We start from the raw sequence: 25,893 nt of genomic DNA on the forward strand, positions 1-25,893 counted from the left end.
GAATAATTTGAAATATATAAAAGAATTATTCCAAAATACTTATGAAGAAAAAAAATCAAAATTTGTTGCATATCTTATGCCTTATGATAATTTTGATAAAACCATGCAAGAATTAAGACAAGAACATCCAAAAGCTCGTCATTTTGTATATGCTTATAGACACTTAAATGAGTTTGAGCAAATTGTAGAAAATTGTAGTGATGATGGAGAACCAAAAGGTACATCAGGAAAACCCTCTCTTACTGTATTAGCAGGAAATGATTTAATCAATACAGCTGTAATAATAGTTCGTTATTTTGGTGGTGTTAAGCTAGGAACAGGTGGTTTAGTTCGCGCTTATTCTGCTAGTATTAATGATGTTATAAATATTAGTGAACTTTTTGAATATAAAAAACTTGAACAAGCAAGATTAAAATGTGAATACTCTGAACTATCAAAACTAGAATATCTCTTAAAACAAGAAAATATCACTATAGTAAAAAAAGACTTTTCAAATGAAATAATTGTAAATATAGAATTAAGCCAAGAAGAATTAGAGCAATTAAGAATACAACTTCCTCGAAATATAATACTTTTATAATACATTAAATTATTTAATTGTATACTTGATTCCCTTTTGAATGGAGTCAAAACAATGAGCTTACTTAAAATCACTTTTCTAATATTTATATTTAATACAATATCTTTTAGCAATGAAAAGATAGATATAAATTTTAAAGAATTAAAAATAATGGAATTAGTTAAAATTACCTCTAAACTAATTAATAAAAATATACTAGTAACACAAGATATAAAAGGAACCGTTGATTTTATTTCTACTAAAGCTTTAAGTAAAAAAGAGTTAGTAAAAATATTAAACTACTCTTTACAATCAAAAGGTTTTACTCTTGTTCATGATGAAAATATTTTAAGAGTTATAAAAATTTCTGAAGGTACAAAAAATAATGTACCTATAATAAATGGAAATAAAAAAACACTTTATTATCAAATGCTTACAGAAATATTCACAGTACATAATGCAAATGTTGATTATATAGCTTCTAAAATAAATCATTTACTTTCAAAAAATGCAAAACTTGTAACAAATAAAGAGTCAAATACTTTAATAATTACTGACTTTAAAGACAATATTAATACTATTAAAAAAGTTGTTAATATCATGACTTTAGGTGCAAAAAAGAGCGTTGAAATTATTGAGTTAAAAAATATAAATGTATTAGATGCTATTAAAAATTTAGATGCAGTAATCAAATCAGTTTTTAATGAAAACATAGAAACCCAAAAAGTATCCGTAGTTCCTAATATTAATAATAACTCTTTATCTATTGTAGGAAGTAAGAAAAATATCAAATATATAAAAAATTATATTAAAGATATTGATAAAAAAGATTTATATATAAAAAAAGTTGTAGAAGTAGTATCTTTAAAAAATGTTGAAGCAAAAAGTGTTATAAAAATAATTGATGCAATAATAGAAAAGAAAAAATATGAAGATATAAAATTAAAACCCATTTCATCTCTTGATGAAGAATCAAATTCAATTGTTTTAGTTGGTAGTATTGATGAAATTGATTCTTTAAATCTAATTATAAAACAACTTGATAAAGAAAAAGCTCAAGTTTATGTGCAAGCTAGAATTATAGAAGTTACTAATTCTCTTGTTGATGAAGTAGGAATAAAATATGGAATATCAGGTGGTAGTTCTAAAAGTAAAGGTTTAAGTACTTTTGCTTCAAATTTAAATGGTGGTAATGCACTTGCCTTTGCTCCATCAAGTATTGGCTTATCAATACCTACAATAAGTGCAGGGTTAGCACTGGGTGCTTCTATTAGTTTGTTAGATCAAGACGGAGCTTTAGATATTGTCTCAGAGCCTTCAATTTTAGCTATAAACAATAAAGAAAGTTCTATTTATGTGGGTGAAACAATTTCAGTAAAAACTTCATCAAGTTTGAGCGATGGAGGCACAAAGAATGAAAACTTTAAAAGAGAAGATATTGGTTTAACATTAAAAGTAAAACCAAGAATTTCAAATGATAATAAAGTAACTTTAGAAATTAATACAATACTAGAAGATGTAAAAACAACTGTAACTAATAGTGGAAATGCAGACACTACAAAAAAAGAAGTTAAAACTACAGCTATTGTTAAAAATGGAGAATCAGTTATTTTAGGTGGTTTAATTGAAGATAAAGAAGAGTCAATACGAAGTAAAGTACCAGGAGTTAGTGAAGTACCGGTTTTGGGAAAATTGTTTACTCATAAAAAGAGTGATATAAGAAAAAGAAGTTTAGTAATTATTGTAACTCCTTATATTATTCCAAAATCAAAAGATTTAACCTATGTTCGAAATGAATTAGCACAGTTAAAACAATTAGAAGATAAATATTTAGAAGAAACATTAATAAAACTAAAAGAAAAACAAATTGAGGAAGTAGTTAGTAAAAAAAAGAATAAAAACAAATTACTTGAATTAGAAAAGAAATATCAAAAAGTTAAAAATGAAGAAGTTCAATTAATAAGTCAAAATGAAGAAATAAATAGAAGAATTGAACATGAAAAAAGAGTTGCAGAAATATTAGGAAATTAACTGCTTTCTATTTTATCCTCTTACAAGTTTCATTAAATCATCATTTAAATTTAATGACGCTATTGTATTTTTAGGATTCTTTGCATTTAAAATTTTATTACAATCTGAACATAAAATTATAATATTCTCAAAGTTATAACCACCACCTTTTGATATATCTTTTGCAAAAGTAGTAAATACATCTTCTAATTTTATTTTTGTTCCACATCTGTTACATTTATTTTTATCTCTTTGCCATGCAAGTTCACGTCTTTCTTGCCAATCATTAGGAGTTTTTGGATTTGAAAATGATTTTTCTTCATATCCTTTCCAAAGTTTATCTCTTGATATACCATTTTGTGTATTTTTTTGATATTCAAAATAATAGAATTGATTAATAATATCTTCAACTATTAATGTTTCTCTTATTCTTATATCTTTTTCATCTTTTGTTTTTTTAATTATTGAATAATCAAAATTTATTTTTGGATGATTATCATTCATATGAATTTTCAAATCTTTTATAAATATTTCTAAACTTCCTGTTTTATAGACAAAAGGAAAAACCTTTTTTCTATAAATAAAAAGAGGAATTAAACAAGCAATAAGTAAACTTGAAGAAATTACAAAAGTTGAATCTAATATCACTAAGTATTCCTTATATTATTTCAGGATTAATTTGATGCTTTGTAAGTGTTTCATTTGCAATCTTATGTTCACCACTTGCTAATTTTTGTAACTCATTTACATGAATTACAGGTAAAATAACATCTCTACCTGAGAATTTCTCAAAAGCTTTTCTATTATAATCAAAGATATAAAAATCATCATCATTGTCAACTAATAAAAAATCTGCATTATTATCAAAAGCATCTAAAAGAATTGTAGTTGCAACACAATATGTAATTTCTTGATTTTTGTTAAATGTATTTTTTGCTAAGTCTAAATTTAAAGTATCAAGACTTAAAAATTTTGCACTTAAATTATTTAATAAAGAATCTATTTTCTCACATTCTTTTGAAGGATAATAAGCAATATTAAAGTCTTTAAAATCATGTTTTATTTCATTTGAATCTTCAAAGTTTTTAAAGTCGATAATAAGTGTATTATTAATTCTAAAGTTTTTATCTTCATCATTATGTATTAAATCTAGCTTCTTTTGAATACTTACAATTTTATCTTTAATACTAGTGTCAAAATTAAATATTCTATTTTTTAAATTTGTATGATAAGAAGCTCCAATTTCTTGCTCTTTTAGTACTTTTAAAATAGCTACTTCATTTGTTTTATCAGCTTGGATTAAATCGTAAGCTAAAATTAAAACAGCATCACCAATATATTCACTTTTGTAATCTAAAGTATTTGAGGCATAATAGTATTGTTTTAATTTTGAATAAGCTTTTTTATCTTCTTGATTGATAAAATCATCTAAGATTAAAAGTTTTTTATTAAAGTCGTCGTCATTGATAATTAAATCATTTCCTGCTCTTCTAACTGAAATAGGATCAATTGTTAAGTCTTTCCCAAACTTTTTAACTAATTCTTCAATTGTTGTAGAGGCTTTTAAATATAAGCCATTTACTACTAAATCAAAGTTTTCATCATTTTCATAACCAAATGTACTTTCATCATTTATTGTGTTTAAAATATCTAATAGTGTTTTTTCTGATTTAATTTTTAAAAAATGTTTAGTGTAGAATGGAAGATAATCAGAGTTCTTGTCAAATTTGAATAAAGAGATTTCTAGTTTCATATTATTAGTTTCACCTTTTGTGTAATTGAAATAATTCTATTTAATTTATACTTAAAAAAATGATAAGTCAAGAGATTTTGACTCATCATTATTAAAGGTGTTCTATTCTGTAAACCTTTTTACATTTGCACCAATTTTTGCAAACTTTCCTTCAAGGTCTTCATATCCTCTATCAAGGTGATAAATTCTGTGAATATTAGTTTCACCTTTTGCTACAAGTGCTGCTAAAACTAAAGCAGATGAGGCTCTTAAATCTGTAGCCATTACATCTGTACCATTTAATGTTCCACTTTTACCGTTAATTGTAGCTGTGTTTCCATTCAAGTGAATATCAGCCCCCAGTCTTAAAAGCTCACTAACATGCATAAATCTATTTTCAAACAATCTCTCATCAATAGTAGAAGTACCATTTGCTTGAGTTGCTAGTGCCATAAATTGAGCCTGCATATCTGTAGGAAAACCTGGATATTCAGTTGTAATGATATTTACAGGTTTAATTTCCTTTGTAGGAAGAATAGTTACACTTGTTTTATCTTGTAATACTTCAAAATTCATTTCTTCAAGTTTTGAAGTAATTGCATCTAAATGTAAAGGAATTACATTGTTTATTTTTACTTTTTCATTTCTAATTGCTGCTGCACACATATATGTTCCAGCTTCAATTCTATCAGGAATTACATCGAAATCTTTGATGTCTAACAGTTCTTTATTTGTTCCTGTGATTTTTAGTGTTGAAGTACCAATACCTTCTATTTTAACACCAGCACTTACAATTACTTCACAAAGTTGAACAATTTCTGGTTCTTTTGCAGCATTAATAATTGTAGTCTCACCATGGGCTAAAGCTGCTGCCATAACAGTATTTTCAGTTCCCCCAACTGTTACTTTATCAAATACAATTTTTGCACCTTTTAAGCCTTTTGGAGCTCGAGCTTCAATGTATCCATGGTTAATAATAATTTCTGCACCCATTGCTTCTAAAGCTTTAAGGTGTAAATCAACAGGTCTTTGGCCTATTGCACAACCACCTGGAAGTGAAACTTCACAATGTCCAAATCTAGCAAGAATTGGCCCTAAAACTAAAATTGATGCTCTCATTGTTTTTACAATATCGTATGTTGCAGTTGTTTTATCTATACTTGCAGTTGATATTTTTGCACTATGACCATCTTTAGTATATGTACCACCTAGTTTATCAATAAGTTTTAAAAAAGTATTGATATCAACTACATTTGGTAAATTTCCCATTGTAATCTCATTTTTTGCCAAAATTGTACATGCAATTAAAGGCAATGCTGCATTTTTAGCTCCAGAAATACAAACTTCACCTGATAGTTTGTTTTCTCCAAGAATTTTTAAATATTCCATATTATTCCTACTATAAATATATTGTTATTGTATATAAAGTAGATATTTTATCTAAAGTATGCTTTAAATAATGAAACTAATAACCTTTCTTTAATATATTAAGGACTACAATTTCGCTTTAAAAATTAGGAATTATAATGGAAGATCAAGTACTAAAAGGTGCTAAATATATGTTATTTGCTTCATTGTTATTTGCTTTTATGGGAGCAGTTGCAAAAGAGTTAAGTAACTCAATGAGTTCAATTGAAGTAGTTTTTTTTAGAAACGTATTTGGAGTTGTTTTAATATTAATATCAATTTATAGAAAACCACTATCACAAGTTGGTGGAAAAATGTGGCTTTTAATTTTTAGAGGAATGGCTGGTTTTATTGCTTTATTATTCTTTTTCTATAATATTGCTCAAATACCACTTGCTGAAGCTATGACTTTTTCTAAAACATCTACAATATTTTCTGCAATATTTGCTTATTTATTTGTTCAAGAAAAACTTGGATTTAGAGGTTGGTTAGGTGTATTTGTTGGTTTTATTGGGATCTTATTTATGACAGGTTTTAATCCAGATAATTTAGAAAAAACAGACTATTTAGGAATTTTATGTGGAGTTGGTGCAGGTTTAGCATATACATCAATAAGAGAACTTCGTAAGTTTTATGATTCAAGAGCTATTGTTTTATCGTTTATGACAATAGGAACAATTGGACCTTTAATACTCTTACTTATTGGTTCTTTTTATACTAATCCTGATTTAGATTTCTTATTTGCTTCATTTGTAGTACCAAAAGCAAATGATTGGTATTTTATTGTTTTATTAGGAATTACTGCAACATTTGCACAAATTTATATGACTAAAGCATATTCTTGTGCAAAAGCTGGGATTATTGGAACGATATCTTATTCTAATATTGCATTTTCAATTATTTTAGGAATCTTTTTAGGAGATGCATTTCCTGATATTTGGATTTCTTTTGGTATACTTCTTATAGTTTTAAGTGGACTTTTAGTCTCTAGCAAAAAAAGCTAGAAAAGGAATATTATGGATTTAGAGTTAAGCACGTATGAGTGGATATTATTTGCTGTTGTAATGATAGCTTGGTATATACATGATAAATATGTTCAAAGAGATCATCAGTTATTGGTAAACTATCCAATTATCGGAAGACTTAGATATGTATTAGAAGAAGCAAGAGAACCTTTTAGACAATATTTTGGAGATGAAAAGTTTTATGAATCAAAAGATAAATTAGATTGGGTTTATAAAGCTGCAAATGATGTTCCAAATTATGCTTCTTTTTCTCCTTCGCAACCTCTACCAAAGCCAAAATTTATGATTCGTCATGCAAATATAGTATTAAATGATGATGAAGTTGATCAAGATTTTGAAGTTACATTTGGTGCAAATAGAAAAAAACCTTATACTGCAAAATCAATAATCGCAAGATCAGCTATGAGTGATGGTTCAATTTCTCCTGAAGGAACAAGAGCCTTTGTTCGAGGAGCTTTTATGGGAGGTTTTCCTATAAATTCAGGTGAGGGTGGAGTTACATCAAACTTCTTTATTACTCATCAAAAATATAATCCTGAATATATGAAAATAGTTCATGGAAGTACTTTTGCTAAAAAAGCAAAAGATATAGTAGACTTTTTCTTTAATGGTGCAATGGCTGCAGATGTATATAGAAATCTTGTTTTTGGAAAAGACAAAGAAGCAGAGACTTATGTATTTGATTTAAAATCGCAATTATTTCACAGAATAAATTGGGATGCTCCTTTAGAGAAATTTCCAAAAGAAGTGCCTGAAGATATGGCTGATATCATTTTACAATTAAGTTCAGGGCTTTATGGTGCAAGAGATAAGCAAGGTAATTTTGACCCAGATAGATATCAAAAAACAATGCGTTTTTGTAAAATGACTGAGATTAAAATAGCTCAAGGTGCAAAACAAACTGGTGGAAAATTAGCAGCTCATAAAGTAACACCTGCAATTGCATATTATAGAAATGTAGAAGCATATAAAGATGTATTTTCACCAAATAGATTTCCTTATGCAAATACTATTGAAGAATTATTTGATTTTATTGGTACTTTACAAGAGTTATCAGATAAACCAGTAGGTATAAAAATAGTAATTTCAGATGTTGAAAATATTGAACCATATGCAGCTGAGATTAAAAGAAGAATTGATATAGCAGATAGCAGATATCCTGATTTTATTTCACTTGATGGAGGATCTGGAGGAAGTGCCACTGCTCCTATTGAAATGATGGAAAGAGTTGGGTTAAATATTAGAGATTCAATTTATTTAGCTGATAGTGTTTTAAAAGAATATGGTATAAGAGAAAAAGTTAAAATAATTGCCAGTGGAAAAGTTTTAACGCCTGATGATATTATTATAAATATGGCAATTGGTGCAGATTTTATCCAAATAGCTCGTGGATTTATGATGAGTGCTGGTTGTATACGTGCACGATATTGTTCTGGTACAACAGGGCATGTTTGTCCAGTTGGATTAGCAACACAAGATAAAAGTAAAAGAAAAAAATATTTTGTATATAAACAAGCTAAAAAAGTACGAAATTATCATAATAATTTATTAAAAAGTGTTAAGGGAATGCTTGCAATTATGGGATTAAAAAATATTAATCAATTAAATAAACATAGAATTTTATTCTTAGATAAAGATTCAAGAGTTCATGATAATATTGATAAAGTATTTGCAAGAAGATTAGATATCGGAAAAGATTTGGAGGATGAGTACCATGAACTTAGATAAGGTAATATCAGGTTTTTTTATTATATTAGCAATGACTATAAATTTTGGTTTCTTTTATGGAGATATGCATTCATTAGAAGCACATAGTAAATATGAACTTTTTGCTGCAATTGTTATTAATATTATTGCAACAACATTAAAACTTGGTGATAAAACACAAATGGGTTCTGTTTTACTTGCAACTTCACTAGTTGCAGATATACAGTTAATTGTTGCAGCTATTATTTGGACAGTTGCAGCTTATGTATATGTTGTAGATGCTGAAATAATTGGTATTATTGTTTCTTTATCAGGTGGTGCTTTATTAGCAAACATTGTATCTGTATCTTTATATGTTGGAGATACACTTAAATCAAAACGATAAATTAGGTAAGAATTTGAAAAGCAGTTCTTTATTTATAATATTACAAAGAATGCGTACGCCATTTCTTGTAATTATTATAACTTACACTATTTCAATTGTTGGACTAATATTAATAGAAGGTATTGATAAGAATGGTAATCCTCATCAGATGGGAATTTTTGATGCTTTTTATTTTGTATCTTATATGGCTACAACTATTGGTTTTGGTGAAGCGCCATATGAGTTTACTTATTCTCAAAGAATTTGGGTTACTTTTTCTATTTATTTGACTGTTCTTGGATGGTTTTATGGAATAGGTTCTTTAGTTTCACTGCTTCAAGACAAACTTTTTTTACAAGAACTTGAACGTGCAAAGTTTGGAAGACAAGTAAAAAACTTAAAAGACAAGTTTATTATTATTCTAGGATACAATCAAATCACAAGTGAAATTATTAAAAAAACACTTGAAAATGGTGTTAGAACTGTTGTTATAGAAAAAGATAGGAATAAAATTAATCACTTGATTTTAGAAAGTTTTACTCCCACTGTTCCTGTTTTATACTCTGAAAATTATAATCTTGACGCATTAGAATTTGCGGGAATTAAAAAGTATAATTGTAAGGCAATTGTTTCTTTATTTGAAGATGATGCTTTAAATTTAAAAATTGCATTAACATCAAAACTTCTTAATAAACACGTAAGAATTGCAGCGAAATCAACAACGATTAATCACACTGAAAATTTAAAAGATTTAGATGTAGAGATTATCGCAAATCCTTTTTCAATTATTTCTTCTGAAGTAAATATGGCTTTAAGTGCACCAAATTTATTTAAACTAGAAAAGTGGCTATATAAAATTGATAATTTGAGTGCAAATCTTCCAACTTTTCCACAAGGAAAATATATTATTTGTGGATATGGAAGAATGGGTAGAAAAATATATCGAAAATTAAAAGCAAATAATATTGAAGCAGAATTAGTTGAAATTAATAAAAATGATATAAATAATTACTCACAAGAAGAAATGTCTCATATAACTTTTGGAAATGCAGATGATAAACAAATGCTTTCAGACGTTGGAATATTAGATGCTGTTGCAATTATTGCTGCTACAAATGACGATACAACAAATCTTTCAGTTTTAGCAACTGCAAAAAAACTAAATCCTAATATTATGACAATTGTTAGAGAAAATGAAATGGAAGATTACTCTATTTTTGAAAGTGCAAATATAAATCATATTTTCATGCCTTCAAAAATATTAATCAATAAAACTGCGAATGCATTAATTAACCCCTTAGCCGATAAGTTTTTACGTATGATTATCAAAAAAGATGAAGATTGGGCGGCTAAAGTAGTTAGAAAACTAGTTGAAGATATTAATGATGATCCTTTAGTAATGGAAGTATATATTAATTCAAAATATACACCAGAATTAACTAAACATTTAGAAAATAAAAATACCTTATCTTTGGATATCTTAGCTACTTCTTTACATAATAAAGAACAGAGAAATAATGTGGTACCATTACTTTTACAAAGAGAAGAAGAAATACTTCTTCTACCTATTTTTGAACATAATTTAAAAATAGGGGATAAAATTTTATTAGCATGTGATGAACATGCAAAAAGCGATATAGAATATATTTGTCAAAATGCAAATGAGTTTCATTATGCATTAACAGGTGAAGAAAAACGAACATTTTTTAAAGGAAAAAACAAATGAAAATATTAACAGGACCATGTGTTTTAGAAGATAGAGATACAGTAATGAGAATTGCTGAAAAATTAATACCACTAAGTGAAAACAAAAGAGTAGAGTTTTATTTTAAAGCCTCTTTTGATAAAGCAAATAGAACAAGCCTAGACTCATATAGAGGTCCAGGATTAGAAAAAGGTTTAAAACTTTTTGAAGAAATAAAAAAACAATTTGGATACAAACTTGTAACTGATATTCATGAATCATATCAAGCTAAACCTGCTGGTGAAGTATTAGATATTTTACAAATACCAGCATTTCTATGTAGACAAACTGATTTATTAGTTGAAGCTGCAAAAACAAACTGTACAGTAAATATCAAAAAAGGTCAGTTCTTAGCAGCAGGAAGTATGAAGCATCCAGTTGAGAAAATACTAAAGACTAGAGGTATAGATGAAGTTAATTATGAAACTTCTGATAAAAATGGTGTTTGGCTTTGTGAAAGAGGAAATGTATTTGGATATGGAGCATTAGTAGTTGATATGAAAAATCTTATTGCTATGAGAGAATATGCACCAGTTATTTTTGATGCAACTCACGCAGCGCAAGTTCCAAGTACTGGAGGAACAACTGGAGGTAATTCAGCTGTTGTTCCTTCTTTAGCAAAAGCAGCAGCAGCTGTTGGTGTTGATGGTTTCTTCTTCGAAACTCACACAGATCCTAGTGTTGCACTAAGTGATGGACCAAATATGGTTCAAGTAGATGAATTATACAAAGTAATTGATGATTTATTTGCTATTCAAGATGTATTAAACTACAAATAACATACAAACAATATAGAAGGACTTACAGTCCTTTTATAAACTACAAAAAAACTCTTTTCTTTAAACTAATCAAAATTTAGATATAATCGCAAAATATAAAATAAATATAATTGAGTAATTTTATAAAATTACTAATTTTTTTGGAGAAATAAATGAATATTATTGAAGGTAATTTAAGATTAACTGGTAATGAAAAAATAGCAGTAATTAATGGTAGATTTAATCACATTATAACTGATAGATTAGTTGAAGGTGCAGAAGATGCATTTAAAAGACATGGTGGAAATGAAGATAATTTAGATTTAATTTTAGTACCAGGTGCATTTGAAATTCCTTTTGCTTTAGAAAAAGCATTAGCAAGTGGTAAATATGATGCTGTTTGTTGTGTTGGTGCGGTAATTAGAGGAGCAACTCCTCATTTTGATTACATTTCAGCAGAAGCTACAAAAGGTATTGCAACAGCAGCTATGAACCATGGTTTACCAGTATCAAATGGAGTTTTAACTACAGATACAATTGAGCAAGCAATCGAAAGAGCTGGATCAAAAGTTGGTAACAAAGGTGCAGAAGCTATGATTACAATTATTGAAATGTTAGATTTATATAAAGCGATGGATAAATAAATTGGCAACAAGAACACAAGCAAGAGAATCTGTAATTGGTCTTTTATACGCTTATGATTTAGGTAATGAAGGTATTGTAAAATATGTTGATGATATTTTAGAAGACAAAAAGATTAGAAACAAGCAAAAAGAGTTTGCTTTAAATCTTTTTAATGGAGTTGTTGAAAACTTAAGCAAAATCGATGAGGAAATAATTTCTCATTTAAATCAAGGAACTTTAGCTGATATTGGTTCAGTTGAAAAATCGATTTTAAGACTTGCAGTTTATGAAATTCAATTTGCTGAACTTGAAAAAGCAATTATTATCAACGAAGCAATTGAATTATCTAAAAAACTTGCAAGTGATGGAGCTCCAAAGTTTATGAATGGACTTTTAGATAAAGTTTCTAAGGCATAAAGATGAGTAAAGCTATAAAACTTTGTGTATCTTTAGATTTGCCAAGTGCAAAAGAAAATCTAGCATTAGTAGAACAAATCAAAGATTTTGATGTTTGGTTAAAAGTTGGATTTAGATCTTATATTAGAGATGGTAAAAAGTTTCTAGAAGATATAAAAGCTATTAATCCTAGTTTTAAAATATTTTTAGATTTAAAGCTTTATGATATTCCAAATACAATGGCAGATGCAGCAGAAGAAATTGCTAATTTTGGTTTAGTTGATATGTGTAATGTTCATGCAAGTGCTGGTAAACGAGCTATGAGTGAAGTTATGAATAGAATTAAAGATATTCCTAATAAACCTTTAGTAATAGCTGTAACTGCTCTTACTTCTTTTGATAATGATGAATTTAAAGCTATTTATAATGAAGATATAAATACTAAAGCTACAAAGCTTGCAGTTGATACTTATGAGTCTGGAGTTGATGGAGTTGTTTGTTCTGCTTTTGAAAGCTTAGATATTAAAAAGAATACTTCAGATAACTTTATTACTTTATGTCCTGGAATTAGACCTTTTGGTGAAGACTCAGGGGATCAAAAAAGAGTAGCTGATATTTCTTTCTCAAAAGAAAATCTAGTAGATTTTATAGTAGTAGGTCGTCCTATTTATAAAGCCAAGAATCCTAAAGCTGTAGTAGAAAAAATACTAGCTAATATATAAAAAATACAGAAACTAAGCTTTTATAGTTTGGTTTCTTCCTTTTTCTTTTGCTTTATAGAGTAAACAATCTGCTCGATTTATAAAGCTATCTATAGATTCATCTTTTATATATTCAGTGCATCCAATACTAATAGTCAAAGAAGAATTTATACCTTTAATTTTTAAATTTAAAATTTCTTTTCTTATTCTCTCTGCTAATAAATATGCAGAATCAACATCTGTATTATAAAGTAAAATTAAAAATTCTTCTCCTCCATATCTTGAAACTAAATCTGACTCTCTTGTATTTTTAGCAAGAATTTTAGAAATCTCTTGTATTACTAAATCTCCTGCTTGATGTCCATATGTATCATTTACTTTTTTAAAGAAGTCAATATCTAGTAATAGTAATGACATTTTTAAATTATATCTATTTGCAATCTCTAGTTGTTTTATTGTTTCTCGCATCATTGCACGTCTGTTTAAAAGAGAAGTTAAAAAATCTTTATTTGCTATTATTTTAATTTTTTTTATTAATAAAACCTGATGCATTAATATATAAACAATAATTAAACTAAATAGTAAAAGTATAACAATAGGTAAAATATTTAATAAAATAGTGAAGATTTTATTTTTTTTATTTTCAATATAAACTAGTTTTAATTTGTTATCAAATAAATCAAGTGAAAATGTAATATGTTTTTTATCTAAATATTCATCTAATTTAAATACTTGATTAGATGAAATTATTAAATCATCTTCATTTGTTAAATATATTTTTCCTGGAAGTTTAATATTATTAATCATTTTATTTAAAGTTTTTAGTGCTATATCAATTGATAGGATACCTCTAAATTCTGAATCAAAAAATATTGGCAAAGATAAAGTAGTCATATAACCTTTTCCCGCACCATCATCGTAGATTTTTGTAAGTATTAATTCTCCACTAGGGTTATTAGAAGGAATAGCTTCTATCCAAAACTCTTTTGTATATAGATATTTTAGAAACTTTTTATCCCATACTTCATTTGTTGGTGCTATATAGATAAATTCTTTTTTAGATGAGTAATAAACCCATTGTATGTCATGTTCAGAATTTAGAATAGTTTTAAACAAAGGATTAAGATATAAAATAGAATTTATTTCTTGTATTGTATCAATATCAATATTTGCTAAAGAGCCTACCCCATTGAGTGTTGATTTTATATCATTAACATTACATAATATGTTATAAGTATCTTTTTTTTCTTTATTTTTTATTTTTTCAAAAGCAGGGTGTACTAAATTATCAATATTTAAATTACCAAGTAGACTATTTTTTAATGATAAAATAAAAGCTTTATTAATTAAGAAGTATTCATTAATGTATTTTGATTGTGTTTGAATTTTATTTAAAGTATTTATTTTAAGTTGATTTTCTTCTTTTTCATAAATAAATGATAGTCCTATAAAAAAGATTATTAATAAAAAAATAAAGATGTTGTAAAGTTTAAATACTTTTTTCATAAGTTTACCTTTAACTTAATATATTATACTACTTTTTTTATTTAATAATAGAGTTTATTATTGCTTTTTATTTATTTATATTAAAAGAAATATTTTAAGTATGTTTTAAGTGATATATGATTATAATTCCCATCCAAATTTCGTGATAAACGAGACTTGTGAAACAACGGACAGTTGGGTGAGTGGCTGAAACCACATCCCTGCTAAGGATGCATACTGGCAACGGTATCGAGGGTTCAAATCCCTCACTGTCCGCCACTTTAACCAGGGTCTATAGCTCAGCTGGTTAGAGCACTCGGCTCATAACCGAGTGGTCGAAGGTTCGAGTCCTTCTAGACCCACCATTGTATAATGTATGCGGGAATAGCTCAGTTGGCTAGAGCCTCTGCCTTCCAAGCAGATTGTCGCGAGTTCGAGTCTCGTTTCCCGCTCCATTATCTAAATAGAAGTAGTAATACTATTTAGGTTCATTTTTATTACTATTAGTGTGCGGGAATAGCTCAGTTGGCTAGAGCCTCTGCCTTCCAAGCAGATTGTCGCGAGTTCGAGTCTCGTTTCCCGCTCCACTTAAATATTTTGTTAACGCGGAATAGAGCAGCACGGTAGCTCGTCGGGCTCATAACCCGAAGGTCACTGGTTCAAATCCAGTTTCCGCAACCAATTTTATTAGCCAATGTCAAGGTAGCTCAGCTGGCTAGAGCGCTGGTCTCATAAGCCGGAGGTCGAGAGTTCAAGTCTCTCTCTTGACACCATTAAAAAGAATACAATCGGTATTGCTTTTTAGAAATATTTTATTGTTGCTGGTGTAGCTCAGCTTGGCTAGAGCAGCTGATTTGTAATCAGCAGGTCGGGGGTTCAAGTCCCTTCACCAGCTCCATTAAATTTTGTTGTGAATGCACAAAATCTTTATTCTTGGGGTATCGCCAAGTGGTAAGGCAACGGCTTTTGGTGCCGTCATTCGAAGGTTCGAATCCTTCTACCCCATCCACTTTTTAAACTTTAAGCAAGAAGTTTTTTAATGATGATATAATTCCTAATAAATACTTTAAGTATTTCAAACCGCGGAATAGAGCAGCACGGTAGCTCGTCGGGCTCATAACCCGAAGGTCACTGGTTCAAATCCAGTTTCCGCAACCAATTTAAGCTTTTAGCTATTTGAACTTTTTTAGTTCTTTTAGCTAGAAGCTTTTTTTTTAGCTACAATTTATTATTGTGCCAGTGTGATGGAATGGTAGACTTGAGAGATTCAAAATCTTTTGCCCTAGGGCGTACCGGTTCGAGCCCGGTCACTGGTACCATTTGTACTTTTATAATATTCCTTATCAATCAAAATTTAACTTTTTTAATAATACTAAATACTCATTTATAAAATTTTTATTCTTTTTAGCTATAATTATTAGTAATATCATTTGGTATTACTAATAATTATATGTAATATTAAGGATACTCATATGGAAATAGATTTTATAATTGCTTTGGCTTTTATTCTTTTTTGGGCTTCAGTTGTTCACGGAAGTATTGGTTTTGGCTTTGGAATGATATCAACTGCTTTAGTTGCATTATTTACAGATATTCAAACTACAATACTTTTTATGTTAATACCTACTATGCTTGCAAATATAATGAGTATTTTAAGTGAAGGAAATTTTCTTGAAGCTTTAAAAAAGTTTTGGGTAATTATTCTTTTAATGATAATAGGAAGTACTTTAGGAACTATTCTTTTAGTTTATGTAAATTCCGAATATTTTAAACTGCTTTTAGCTTTTATTATTTTACTTTATCTTTTACAATCTTTGATAAAAATCAATGCTTCATTTGTTACTACTCATCCAAAATCATCTACTTACGGTTTAGGTATATTTGGAGGAATAATCTCAGGCCTTACAAATGTAGTAGCACCCTTGATGATTATGTATACTCTAGAGCTGAAGTATAGTAAAAAAGACACTATACAGTTATCAAATTTGTGTTTTTTATTTACAAAAATTGGACAAATATCAGTATTTGTATATTTTGGGACATTTACTGGTGAAGCTTTTAGTATTTCTATGATGACTTTAGTTGTAGTATTCTTTGGAATGTATCTTGGATCAAAAGTTAAAAGATTTATTGATGCAAAGTTTTATGTAAAGATTTTAAAAGTAGTACTATTTTTTACTGCTTTAACATTGATTATTCAAACACTAAATTCTTAAAAGGTTAAGTATGGATTCAAATTTATTAAAAGTATTTTTAGCAGTTGTAGATACAAAAAGTATTTCATTAGGTGCAAAGCAATTAAACTTTACTCAATCAAACGTAACATTAAGGATTAAGCAACTTGAAAAAAGTTTAGGTTATGAACTTTTTCATAGAACAAATCGTGGTGTAGTTCTAACATTAGGAGGAGAAAAACTTTTCCCCTTTGCAGTTGATATTGTAAAAAAAGTTGAAGAAGCTAGATTAAAAATGCAAAATATCAACTATCAAGAACGTTTAAAAATTGGTTCAACTCAATCAAATGCAAGTATTAGATTAACAAAATTTATAGAAAAAATAAACAATGATTTTGAAAATATGAAGCTAGAGTTTAAAGTAGATAGCAGTACTAATCTTATTGATGAATTACTTGATTATAAGCTTGATATTGCTTTTGTGAATGGAAATCCAAATCATAAAGATATTGAGGTTTTAAATATATTTAAAGAAGATTTTGTTTTGGTTCAGTCAAAAGATAAGGTTCCTGAAAAAACTATATTAGCGTATAAAAATGGATATTTGAATCGTATTTTTTTAGAACAATATTTAAGTAAAGAAGAAAAACGAATCTATAAAAGAATAAATTTGGAAAATTATGAATTGATTCTAGCTTGCGTAAATGCAGGCTATGGTGTAGCTTTATTTGCAAGAGAAATTGTTGAAAAATATGGATATTTAGATAAATTAAAAATTATAGAAATGGATTTTGATTTAGATACATATTTAATTTGTAGAAAAGATTATACACCAATGATTGAAAATTATCTAAAAGATTTAAAATTAATTTAATAAATATAATATACTTAGACTAAACAAATGACTATTTATAGTATAATTGCCAATACGGTTTATAAATAAGGGACTTAAATGAGTGGAAGTTTTGAAGATATAGTTATTCTTATTGCAGAAAGTGATGAAGATGATAGGAAGAAGTTATTTAATATTTTATCAAAATATCTTAATGTAATACTTGAAGCAAATGATGGAAAAGAGGCTTATGAATTATATAAAAAGAATAAAATTGATATTATTATTTCAAGTGATGAGTTACCTGCTATAAGTGGTGTAGACTTATTAAAATTGATTAGACTTTCAGATACAAATATTGGCTTTATTATAATAAGTAAAGAAGTTGAAGCCTCAGTCCTTTTAGAATTAATAGATTTAAATGTTAATGCATTTTTATCTAAACCTATAAGTCAAGGAAAATTACTTGAAAAAATTGATTTATTATCAGAAAGAATTTTATTAAAGAAAAAATTACTTATAAAAGATAATGAAGTAGAAAACTATATTTCAGCTGTTGATAAAGTAGCATTAATTTATAAAATGAAAGCTAATGGGGCAATTACTTATATGAATGAAAGTATGCTACTAATGTCTGGATATGGAAAAGACGAGATAAGAAATTTAAATTTTAAAGATATTATACATCCTGAAATACCATCAAAGTATATTAAAGAAACTTGGGATTACTTAAAAGATGGAAAACTCTGGAAAGGTAATACTAAGTTTTTATCAAAAAATAAAGAAGTATTTTATTTAAATAATTCTATTTTTAAAATTGAAAATAATAATGATGAAGAATTTATAACAATATCTTTTTTAACTACTAAAGAAAATTTAGAAAAAAGAGATTTTCAGAAAAAAGTAATTTTGAATATTAAAGAAGCTAATAAAAAAGAACAATTATTACATAAAGATATATCAAAACTAAAAGAAGAATTATTGTATTCAAAAAAAATTATAAATAACTTCAATCAAGTTACCGTTGATGAACTAAATGCAAAGATTCTTAGACAAGATAATCAATTAAGAAAATATGAAAAAGATATTGCTACTTTTGATGAGAAATATTCAACTATGTTGATGAATAAGAAAAGTGAAATCGAAATGCATGTTAATGCCCTTCAATTACATAAGGTTAAAATAGATAAGCAAGTAGAAGATATCATTACTCTTACTAAAGAAGTTGACACTTCGCATGAAAAAATAAAATCTTTTATTAAAGATGCTGAAATTAAAAATAAAAAGATTATTGACTTGATGTTTATTATTGATGAAAATAATATTAAATAAATGAGTTTAAAAAATACTATAAAGAAGTATGAATCTAATTCTTCTTTTTTACTAATAATTGGTTTAATATCAGCCCTATTTTTTTCTGCAACATTTTTAATAAATAGAGCTATATCTCTTGATGGCGGGCATTGGTATTTTTCTGCATCACTTAGATTTTTATACACTCTTGCTTTTCTCTGTCTTGGACTTATTTTTTTTAAAGGAATTTCATATTTTAAATTAGTATTGAAAGAGTACTATGAAAACTTTAGATTTTGGAGTATTGCTGGGACTATTGGATTTGGCTTCTTTTATGCACTTATTTGTTTTGTGGCCGACTTTTCTCCTGGTTGGGTAGTTGCTACTACATGGCAAATGACAATACTTGCTTCCTTATTTGTATTATCTTTTTTTGGTCAAAAGCTATCAAAAAAAATTTGGTTTTTTACTGTTATTATTTTCTTAGGAATTACTCTTGTAAATATTAGTCATTTTGATTTTGATAATTTAGATGCATTGTTTTTAGGCTTCTTTCCTGTTTTACTTGCCGCTTTTTGTTATCCTATTGGAAATCAACTTGTATGGGAAGAGAAGAGAAAAAGAAAAGAAAAATTAATAGATAATACTATAATTAATAATGCTTTTGTAAAAGTATTTCTTTTAACACTTGGAAGTTTTCCTCTTTGGATTGTTTTATACTTTTTTACAGATGCAAGTGTTCCTTCAAAGGGTCAATTAATTAGTGTTGCTTTTATAGCAATACTTTCAGGGGTAATTGCTACATCATTATTTTTATATGCAAGGTCTCATGCTAATACACCTTCAAAACTTGTTGCTGTTGATGCTTCACAATCAGGTGAAGTGTTTTTTGCATTAGCTGGAGAAATGATTTTTTTAAATGCAGTTTTTCCAAATGAAATTGGAGTACTAGGAATTATAATTACAGTATTAGGATTAATAGCACTTACCAAATTTAAGTAAGAGATTAATCTTAATATTTATTATTTACTTTTTTTATACTTATAGTAAGGAGTAATAATATTATGGAAATTAGAATTCTTTTCAAAGTCTTCTTTTTTTGAAAGCTTTAAATATATTTTTTCTATATTATTCATTTTTTCTTCATCCATTTCTTCTTCGAGTTTAGCATATTTCTCTATTAGTTTATCAAAAACATAATGATAGTGAAAAGCGAGTGTTCCTTTATCATTTAATAGTTTTTTAATAGTTATCCATCTATCGTAAATGATACTCCAAGCTTTTTTTTGTTCTGTCGTTTGACACTGTTTATTTATAATCTCTTTCCACTTAAATAAAGAAAAATAAGCTTGATGACTAACCCAAAGTTCTCGTACCCACCAGTCTTGATATTTAGGCCATGTTGAAAATTTCTTTTTTTCGAAGTTTTCAATTTTTCCTTCTTTTAGTAGTTCTTGATTATGTAGATTTTTATCATGAATACTTTGACTAATATTATCTCTTAAAATTTTAAAATGTAAAATCACAATAGGAATTAGATAATCAAGTGTTGCTATTTGTTTAATATCTTCTTCTTTATTTTTTTCTAATTGTGAATTAAATTCAATTCTAATAGTGTCTAGAAGTTTTGATAACTCATTTAATTCTGGAAGAGTTAGATGTGCAGATTTAACTGCTATTTCAAAAAGATCTTCATCATCAAGTTCGATTTCTTGCGGTAGTTCTCCTAAAATTCTAATTGCTGCAAGTTTTATATCACTAGAATGCTCTTTATTAGCTTTTATTCTTGAGTCTTGTGTATCGAAGTATCTTTTTCTTTTTGATGCGATTCTTAAACGATACTCTTCATTTAATTTTTTACCATCTTCACCTAAAAGACGTTTTAATATTTTATTATATTTATCTAATTTTTTTGTAGCAACTTCAAGTGTATTTTCTGTTGATGCAAGAATTAATGATGAAAGTTTGCCTTCCCCACTGTAATGTCTTTTTAACTGTAAATTTTGTAAATCAATTTGTTTTTGTGTTTGATTAATTAGTTCTTCTATTGCAATTATACTTTCCATATCTAATCCTTGTTTAGATATGATAGTATAAATTAGTTTATTATTTGATTTCTACCCTGTTCTTTTGCAAGATATAATTTTTTGTCTACACTTTTCATAATAGAATCTATATTATCCTTTGTACTAGGAATTAAAGAAACAATACCTATGGAAATAGTCATATAATTAGAAATATCACTATTTTTATTCGCTATTTCTAACTTTTTAAGTTTTTCTTGTAGTTTATTTGAAAGTTTAATTGCGGATTCATCTTTACTATCTGTAATAATTATTGCAAACTCTTCACCACCAATTCTAAACGCAAAATCTCCGAATCTTTTACATATTTCATTTAAGCATTTACCAATAGAAATTAAAGCTGCATCTCCACTTTGATGTCCGTAGGTGTCATTTAATTGTTTAAAGTAATCTATATCAATTGATAGAATACTAAATAATGACTTTGCTCTTGTTGCTCTTTTTAATTCATAAGAAAAAACATTTTCAAAATGTCTACGATTATATACTTTTGTTAATTGATCAGTAATAGCTAATTCTTCTAGTTTCTTATTGGCTCTTTTTAGTTCTTTTTCTGCTTTGATTCTTGCATTTGATTCTCTCATTAGCAAAATAGCTCTAGATGATAAACCTTCATACATAGTTAAGATTGTTTCAATTAATACTTTGTTTGTACCATCCATTTCTTCTTGAGAAATCACTTTTGCTTCTTCTAAGGTATATCCTTTTTTTAAAGCATAAATTATTAAGCATAAACCTTTATCTTCTTCAATTATATGAAAGGTAATCCAACGTATTAAAAATGTAATTATTGCTTCAACCGTAATATATAAAGGTTTATTTTTATGCTCTTCTTGAATTTTATAAACTTCTGGTAGAAATGATTCATGAGTTTGTTTATGTTTATGTATTAAAGTCTCATCTTTTATATGTAATGCCCAAAACTTTTGTTCTGATTCAAAATGATAATTTGAATACTCTGTGAGTTTTTTTAAAATATTTGTAATATCATTTTCTTCTGGATGAGTTAAAGTTGTTGCTAATATATTTAAAAGTTTAACGATTTGCTTGTGCTCTGAATCAATTCTTTTAATTCCCAGTTCAAAATTTTTATTCCAAGGGAATACTTCAAATAAGTGAAGATTTTTATTTTCATTCATGTATAAATTAACCTTTAAAATTTGCGTAATATACATAGATAAGAATTACAAACAACTTAAATTCATTTTTTTATAAACTTCTTATAAACTCCTATAAATAGGCATCTTTATAGATAAAATATCTTATTTTGTTAAGTATAATAAATGATTTTTTATTATAATTAAAAAGATTAAGGTGACTAGAAGATTATTTTTATTTACTTATTATTAATAGTATAAAAAGATAATAGATGTATTTATTATTTTTTTACTGATTATATTACTTGTGTGGAAAGTATTAATAGCTAATTGAAAGAATACTAAAATTAAAGCTGTATAAATAAATAATATTAGAAAAAAATTATACTTAAAGTATTTAGCTGGTTATTTATTATGATTTATTGACTTTTCTAAAATCTCAAAAAATTATATTTTAAAAAAAATTATCTTAAAATATTTTTTAATAAAAATAAAAAATAAAACTTGTAATTATTATTAAAAGTGTAAAGAAATGTATATAATGCTTCTTATAAAGTTATATATACTATAATAGTAAAATTATTGATATTTATAAGGTCTTGTTGATGTTTAAAATCTTTTTATTAACTTTTACAATATTTTTTGCAAATTTATTTGCTACAAATAAAACTGATATACTGACACAAGAAGAATACTCATATTTAAAAGAAAAAAAGCAAATTAAAATGTGTGTTTTACCCAATTGGCTTCCTTTTGAACAAATTGATAAAAACGGAAATCACAAAGGTATTGCAAAAGATATTATAGATTTAATCTCAAAGCAAATCAATACGCCAATTATATTGATTCATACAAAGCAATGGACACAATCTTTAGAAAATATAAAAAATAGAAAATGTGACATCCTTCCTGTTGCGATGAATACAAAAAGTCGTAGAAATAGCATGAACTTTACAAATGCATATACTAGTGAACCCTTTGTTATTGCTACTAAATTAGATCAACTTTTTATAAAAGATAGTAAAGCTATAGGAAATAGAAAAATTGGAATTGTAAAAGGTTATGCTTTTATTGAAGTATTAAAAAACAACAATCCAAAAGTTCAAATAGTTGAAGTGCAAAATGTAGAAGAAGGTTTACAAAAAGTAAGAAAGGGAGAACTTTTTGGTTATATAGATATTATGGCAGCTATTGGCTATAACATGCAAAAGCATAGAATCGTTGATTTAAAGATTGCAGGGAAATTAGAATTTAACGTAGATTTGAGTATTGCTTCGAGAAATGATGAACCTTTATTAAACACTATTATGCAAAAATCATTAAATCAAATTTCGGAAGAACAGTTAAATACTATTGTAAATAGATGGATTGAAATAAAAGTTGATCAAGGTATTGATTTTGCAAGAATTGCATATGCTCTTGCTTTTTTTATCATTGTTTTTATGCTTATTCTTTATAAAAATCGATCAATACAAATTATGAATAAAAAACTTATTCAAGCTAATAAAGACGTAATTAATCAGCAAGAAATGGTAAATAAATATGTTTTAATATTAACTACAGATCTAAATGGAATTATTACACATGCAAATGAAGCTTATTGTAAAACATTGGGTTTTAGTGAAAGTGAATTAATAGGTAAAACACATTCAATAATGAAACATTCTAGTACTACTAGTGAATATATTGCAAAAATGTGGGAAGTAATTAGTAATGACTTTATGTGGGAGGGTCAGATTACTAATTTTTCTAAAGACAAGAAAATAAAACATTTTAATATATATATCGAATCATTATTTCATAATGGTAAAAAAATAGGATATCGTTCTATTTCAGAAGATATAACTGCAAAATACTTATCCGAAGAATTAAATAAATATCAAAAAGGTTTATTATCTTTATTTGATAAAGGAGATGTTGTTCTTTTTAAATGGAAGAATAATAAAAATAAAGATGTTGAATATGCATCTGAAAGTATTTATAAATTAACAGGATATAAGAATAGTGAATTTACATCAGGAGAAGTAGATTTTACATCTTTAGTAAATAAAAAATATCTTGAAGAAATTAGAAATAAGTCTCAAGAAGCTTTAAGCAATAAATCAAAATATTTTAAACGTGAGCCTTATGTAATTAAAACTAAAGATGAAAGAGAAAAATGGATTTTGGAAAATGTAGTAACATTGAATAATTCAGAAGGTGAAATAACAGAGTTTATAGCTTATTTAACTGATATAACAGAACACGTAATTCAGCAAAGAATGATGTTCCAACAATCAAGAACCGCTGCAGTGGGAGAGATGATTGGAAATATTGCTCATCAATGGAGACAGCCTTTATCTGTGATTTCAACTGCATCAACAGGATTAAAACTTTCATTAGAGTTTGATGAAGAAATTAATAAAGAACAAATGAAAGAAACTCTTAGTAAAATTAATCATCATACTCAACATCTATCAAAAACAATTGATGACTTTAGAGGTTTTTTTAAGGATGACGTATCCTCTTCTAAGAATACAAATTTAAAAGATACTCTAAAAAAAGTTAGAGAGCTTAGTATTGATAGTTTTAATAGTAATTTTATTCAATATGAAGAGAAATGTGAAGATATATATTTTGATTATAATGAAAATATTTTAATTCAAGCCTTACTTAATATTTATAATAATGCAAAAGATGCATTCTCAACAGTTCAACATGAAAAATATTTTTACGTTTCAATAAAAAAGGAAGAAAAAGCTATTATTCTTAAATTTAGAGATAATGCTGGTGGAATAAAAGATAATGCAATAGAACATATCTTCGACCCATATTTTACTACAAAACATGAATCTATTGGAACAGGTATTGGTTTATATATGACTAATCAAATTATTACAAAACAAATACATGGTTTTATTTCTGTTAAAAATGTAGATACTTCATATAATAATGAAACAAATAAAGGTGCACAGTTTACTATAAAAATTCCTATAGTTTAATATTTTCGTGATATAATTTTTTATGAAAAAAGACACAAAACATCTAAGAGCTGATATTGTAAATAAATCTCTTAACTATATTTATAAGTATATTGATACAAATATTACTTTGGATGAACTAGCAAAATTAAATAGTGTAAGTAAGTACCATTTTTTGAGAATTTTCAAAGAAGAAGTAGGGGAGAATTTATTTGAAAGAATTACCTCTATAAGATTACAAAAAGCTGCAAATTTACTTATTACAAATACTTACTCAACAATTAGTGAAATAAGTCAATTATGCGGTTACTCTTCTCATACATCTTTTATAAAAGCCTTTAAAAAAAGATTTGAATACACACCTTCAAAATGGAGACAAGGTGCTTATAAAAACTTTTCACATGATTCATTAAATTTAGAAGAAGATTTTTATTTAAATTTTAAAAATATTGATGTAAAAATCAAAGTAGTTCCTTCAAAAACTTGTGCATATTTAAGACTTAAAGGATATGATTTAGAAGGCTTATCAAAAACATGGGAAAGATTACTTGCCTTTGCATATGAGAAAAATATACTTAACAATACTCAAATAGGTCTTTATCATGATAATCCTGTTATTACAGATTATAAAGATTGTAATTATGTAGCAGCAATTGAAGTAGATGATGATTTTGAAGCAACAAATTCAATTAGTAAGTTAGAGGTTATTGAGTCTTTATATGCGATATTCTCTTATGAAGGTGTATACGGTGATGTTGCTAAACTTATGACTTATATATATCATTATTGGATGCCCCAAAGTGGTTATGAAGCTAAAACACTTCCTTCTTATGCAATATATTATCAAAATCATTATTTAGAAGATAATGATACTTTTAAGTTAGATTTTTACGTACCTATTAAAGTAGTGTAATAATTTGATATAATTAGACAAATTTTAA

At 26.8% G+C, this 25,893-nt stretch carries 22 protein-coding genes and 10 tRNA genes; 26 read left to right on the forward strand and 6 right to left on the reverse strand.

From position 1 onward, the window contains the following. Positions 1–7 precede the first annotated feature (7 nt). Positions 8–580, forward strand: coding sequence for a YigZ family protein (locus D3Z07_RS00065; protein ID WP_122892742.1), 573 nt, complete (start codon positions 8–10; stop codon positions 578–580). Between the two features lie 54 nt (positions 581–634). Beyond that, entirely contained in the window at positions 635–2,590 is a 1,956-nt protein-coding gene (locus tag D3Z07_RS00070; protein ID WP_206423287.1) for a secretin N-terminal domain-containing protein, read from the forward strand. A 12-nt stretch (positions 2,591–2,602) separates the two neighbouring features. Here the strand turns inward: D3Z07_RS00070 and D3Z07_RS00075 are convergent, their stop codons facing one another. The 3 genes from D3Z07_RS00075 to murA form a co-directional block, all read right to left on the reverse strand. Then, positions 2,603–3,217, reverse strand: a complete 615-nt coding sequence (locus D3Z07_RS00075; protein WP_122892743.1) for an HNH endonuclease — start codon at positions 3,215–3,217, stop codon at positions 2,603–2,605. 10 nt (positions 3,218–3,227) lie between these two features. Continuing rightward, positions 3,228–4,322, reverse strand: coding sequence for a hypothetical protein (locus D3Z07_RS00080; protein ID WP_122892744.1), 1,095 nt, complete (start codon positions 4,320–4,322; stop codon positions 3,228–3,230). Positions 4,323–4,424: 102 nt separating this feature from the next. Further along, positions 4,425–5,690: a UDP-N-acetylglucosamine 1-carboxyvinyltransferase gene (gene murA, locus D3Z07_RS00085; protein ID WP_122892745.1), complete on the reverse strand. Its 1,266-nt coding sequence runs from the start codon at positions 5,688–5,690 to the stop codon at positions 4,425–4,427. A gap of 137 nt (positions 5,691–5,827) precedes the next feature. On the opposite strand from murA, the gene D3Z07_RS00090 reads away from it, so the two are divergent. From D3Z07_RS00090 to pyrF, 8 genes are all read left to right on the forward strand, one after another. After that, the gene (locus D3Z07_RS00090; RefSeq protein ID WP_076087655.1) at positions 5,828–6,712 is read left to right on the forward strand and encodes a DMT family transporter; all 885 of its coding nucleotides are present in this window, start codon (positions 5,828–5,830) and stop codon (positions 6,710–6,712) included. A 12-nt stretch (positions 6,713–6,724) separates the two neighbouring features. Next, positions 6,725–8,461 carry an FMN-binding glutamate synthase family protein gene (locus D3Z07_RS00095; RefSeq protein ID WP_076087653.1) on the forward strand — a complete coding sequence of 579 codons (1,737 nt, stop codon included), beginning with the start codon at positions 6,725–6,727 and terminating at the stop codon, positions 8,459–8,461. Continuing rightward, the gene (locus D3Z07_RS00100; RefSeq protein WP_076087651.1) at positions 8,448–8,825 is read left to right on the forward strand and encodes a DUF6394 family protein; all 378 of its coding nucleotides are present in this window, start codon (positions 8,448–8,450) and stop codon (positions 8,823–8,825) included. The genes D3Z07_RS00095 and D3Z07_RS00100 overlap by 14 nt, the downstream gene beginning before the upstream one ends. Positions 8,826–8,838: 13 nt before the next feature. Beyond that, positions 8,839–10,530, forward strand: coding sequence for a potassium channel family protein (locus D3Z07_RS00105; protein WP_076087649.1), 1,692 nt, complete (start codon positions 8,839–8,841; stop codon positions 10,528–10,530). Beyond that, complete coding sequence (kdsA, locus tag D3Z07_RS00110; RefSeq protein WP_076087647.1) at positions 10,527–11,327, forward strand: 3-deoxy-8-phosphooctulonate synthase; 801 nt, start codon at positions 10,527–10,529, stop codon at positions 11,325–11,327. Before D3Z07_RS00105 ends, kdsA begins: the two co-directional genes overlap by 4 nt. 152 nt (positions 11,328–11,479) lie before the next feature. After that, positions 11,480–11,950 carry a 6,7-dimethyl-8-ribityllumazine synthase gene (gene ribH, locus D3Z07_RS00115; RefSeq protein ID WP_076087645.1) on the forward strand — a complete coding sequence of 157 codons (471 nt, stop codon included), beginning with the start codon at positions 11,480–11,482 and terminating at the stop codon, positions 11,948–11,950. A 1-nt stretch (position 11,951) separates the two neighbouring features. After that, a complete protein-coding gene (gene nusB / locus D3Z07_RS00120) occupies positions 11,952–12,347 on the forward strand; it encodes a transcription antitermination factor NusB (protein ID WP_076087643.1) in 396 nt (131 codons plus the stop codon). Positions 12,348–12,349: 2 nt separating this feature from the next. Beyond that, the gene (gene pyrF / locus D3Z07_RS00125; protein ID WP_122892746.1) at positions 12,350–13,048 is read left to right on the forward strand and encodes an orotidine-5'-phosphate decarboxylase; all 699 of its coding nucleotides are present in this window, start codon (positions 12,350–12,352) and stop codon (positions 13,046–13,048) included. Positions 13,049–13,060: 12 nt separating this feature from the next. Here the strand turns inward: pyrF and D3Z07_RS00130 are convergent, their stop codons facing one another. Next, positions 13,061–14,533, reverse strand: a complete 1,473-nt coding sequence (locus D3Z07_RS00130; protein WP_122892747.1) for a sensor domain-containing diguanylate cyclase — start codon at positions 14,531–14,533, stop codon at positions 13,061–13,063. 168 nt (positions 14,534–14,701) lie between these two features. On the opposite strand from D3Z07_RS00130, the gene D3Z07_RS00135 reads away from it, so the two are divergent. From D3Z07_RS00135 to D3Z07_RS00200, 14 genes are all read left to right on the forward strand, one after another. Then, positions 14,702–14,791: transfer RNA gene (locus D3Z07_RS00135), tRNA-Ser, on the forward strand. Between the two features lie 9 nt (positions 14,792–14,800). Continuing rightward, positions 14,801–14,877: transfer RNA gene (locus D3Z07_RS00140), tRNA-Ile, on the forward strand. A gap of 13 nt (positions 14,878–14,890) precedes the next feature. Further along, positions 14,891–14,967 (forward strand) — tRNA-Gly (locus tag D3Z07_RS00145). Between the two features lie 55 nt (positions 14,968–15,022). Continuing rightward, positions 15,023–15,099 (forward strand) — tRNA-Gly (locus D3Z07_RS00150). Positions 15,100–15,116: 17 nt separating this feature from the next. Then, positions 15,117–15,193, forward strand: a tRNA-Met gene (locus D3Z07_RS00155). 15 nt (positions 15,194–15,208) lie between these two features. Then, a tRNA-Met gene (locus D3Z07_RS00160) sits at positions 15,209–15,285 on the forward strand. 47 nt (positions 15,286–15,332) lie between these two features. After that, positions 15,333–15,410: transfer RNA gene (locus D3Z07_RS00165), tRNA-Thr, on the forward strand. Positions 15,411–15,446: 36 nt separating this feature from the next. Then, positions 15,447–15,521: transfer RNA gene (locus D3Z07_RS00170), tRNA-Gln, on the forward strand. Positions 15,522–15,593: 72 nt separating this feature from the next. Then, positions 15,594–15,670 (forward strand) — tRNA-Met (locus D3Z07_RS00175). 77 nt (positions 15,671–15,747) lie between these two features. Further along, positions 15,748–15,831 (forward strand) — tRNA-Leu (locus D3Z07_RS00180). Positions 15,832–15,984: 153 nt separating this feature from the next. Then, positions 15,985–16,728, forward strand: a complete 744-nt coding sequence (locus D3Z07_RS00185; RefSeq protein WP_076087637.1) for a sulfite exporter TauE/SafE family protein — start codon at positions 15,985–15,987, stop codon at positions 16,726–16,728. Between the two features lie 10 nt (positions 16,729–16,738). Next, on the forward strand, positions 16,739–17,560 hold the full coding sequence (locus D3Z07_RS00190) for a LysR family transcriptional regulator (protein ID WP_122892748.1): 822 nt from the start codon (positions 16,739–16,741) through the stop codon (positions 17,558–17,560). A gap of 78 nt (positions 17,561–17,638) precedes the next feature. Then, positions 17,639–18,850: a response regulator gene (locus tag D3Z07_RS00195; RefSeq protein ID WP_122892749.1), complete on the forward strand. Its 1,212-nt coding sequence runs from the start codon at positions 17,639–17,641 to the stop codon at positions 18,848–18,850. Then, positions 18,851–19,813 (forward strand): DMT family transporter, encoded by a 963-nt coding sequence (locus tag D3Z07_RS00200; RefSeq protein WP_122892750.1) that lies wholly within the window; start codon positions 18,851–18,853, stop codon positions 19,811–19,813. 20 nt (positions 19,814–19,833) lie between these two features. Here D3Z07_RS00200 and D3Z07_RS00205 read toward each other — a convergent pair whose 3' ends face one another. Then, positions 19,834–20,877, reverse strand: coding sequence for a hypothetical protein (locus D3Z07_RS00205; protein ID WP_122892751.1), 1,044 nt, complete (start codon positions 20,875–20,877; stop codon positions 19,834–19,836). A gap of 32 nt (positions 20,878–20,909) precedes the next feature. Beyond that, entirely contained in the window at positions 20,910–22,034 is a 1,125-nt protein-coding gene (locus D3Z07_RS00210; protein ID WP_164707177.1) for a GGDEF domain-containing protein, read from the reverse strand. Positions 22,035–22,597: 563 nt separating this feature from the next. Here D3Z07_RS00210 and D3Z07_RS00215 point away from each other — a divergent pair. Both D3Z07_RS00215 and D3Z07_RS00220 read left to right on the forward strand, forming a co-directional pair. After that, positions 22,598–24,973: a PAS domain S-box protein gene (locus D3Z07_RS00215; protein ID WP_122892753.1), complete on the forward strand. Its 2,376-nt coding sequence runs from the start codon at positions 22,598–22,600 to the stop codon at positions 24,971–24,973. Between the two features lie 22 nt (positions 24,974–24,995). Beyond that, complete coding sequence (locus tag D3Z07_RS00220; RefSeq protein WP_076087623.1) at positions 24,996–25,865, forward strand: AraC family transcriptional regulator; 870 nt, start codon at positions 24,996–24,998, stop codon at positions 25,863–25,865. Positions 25,866–25,893: the final 28 nt, after the last annotated feature.

This window comes from Arcobacter peruensis, assembly GCF_003711085.1.
In the GTDB taxonomy this organism is placed as follows: Bacteria; Campylobacterota; Campylobacteria; order Campylobacterales; family Arcobacteraceae; genus Poseidonibacter; species Poseidonibacter parvus.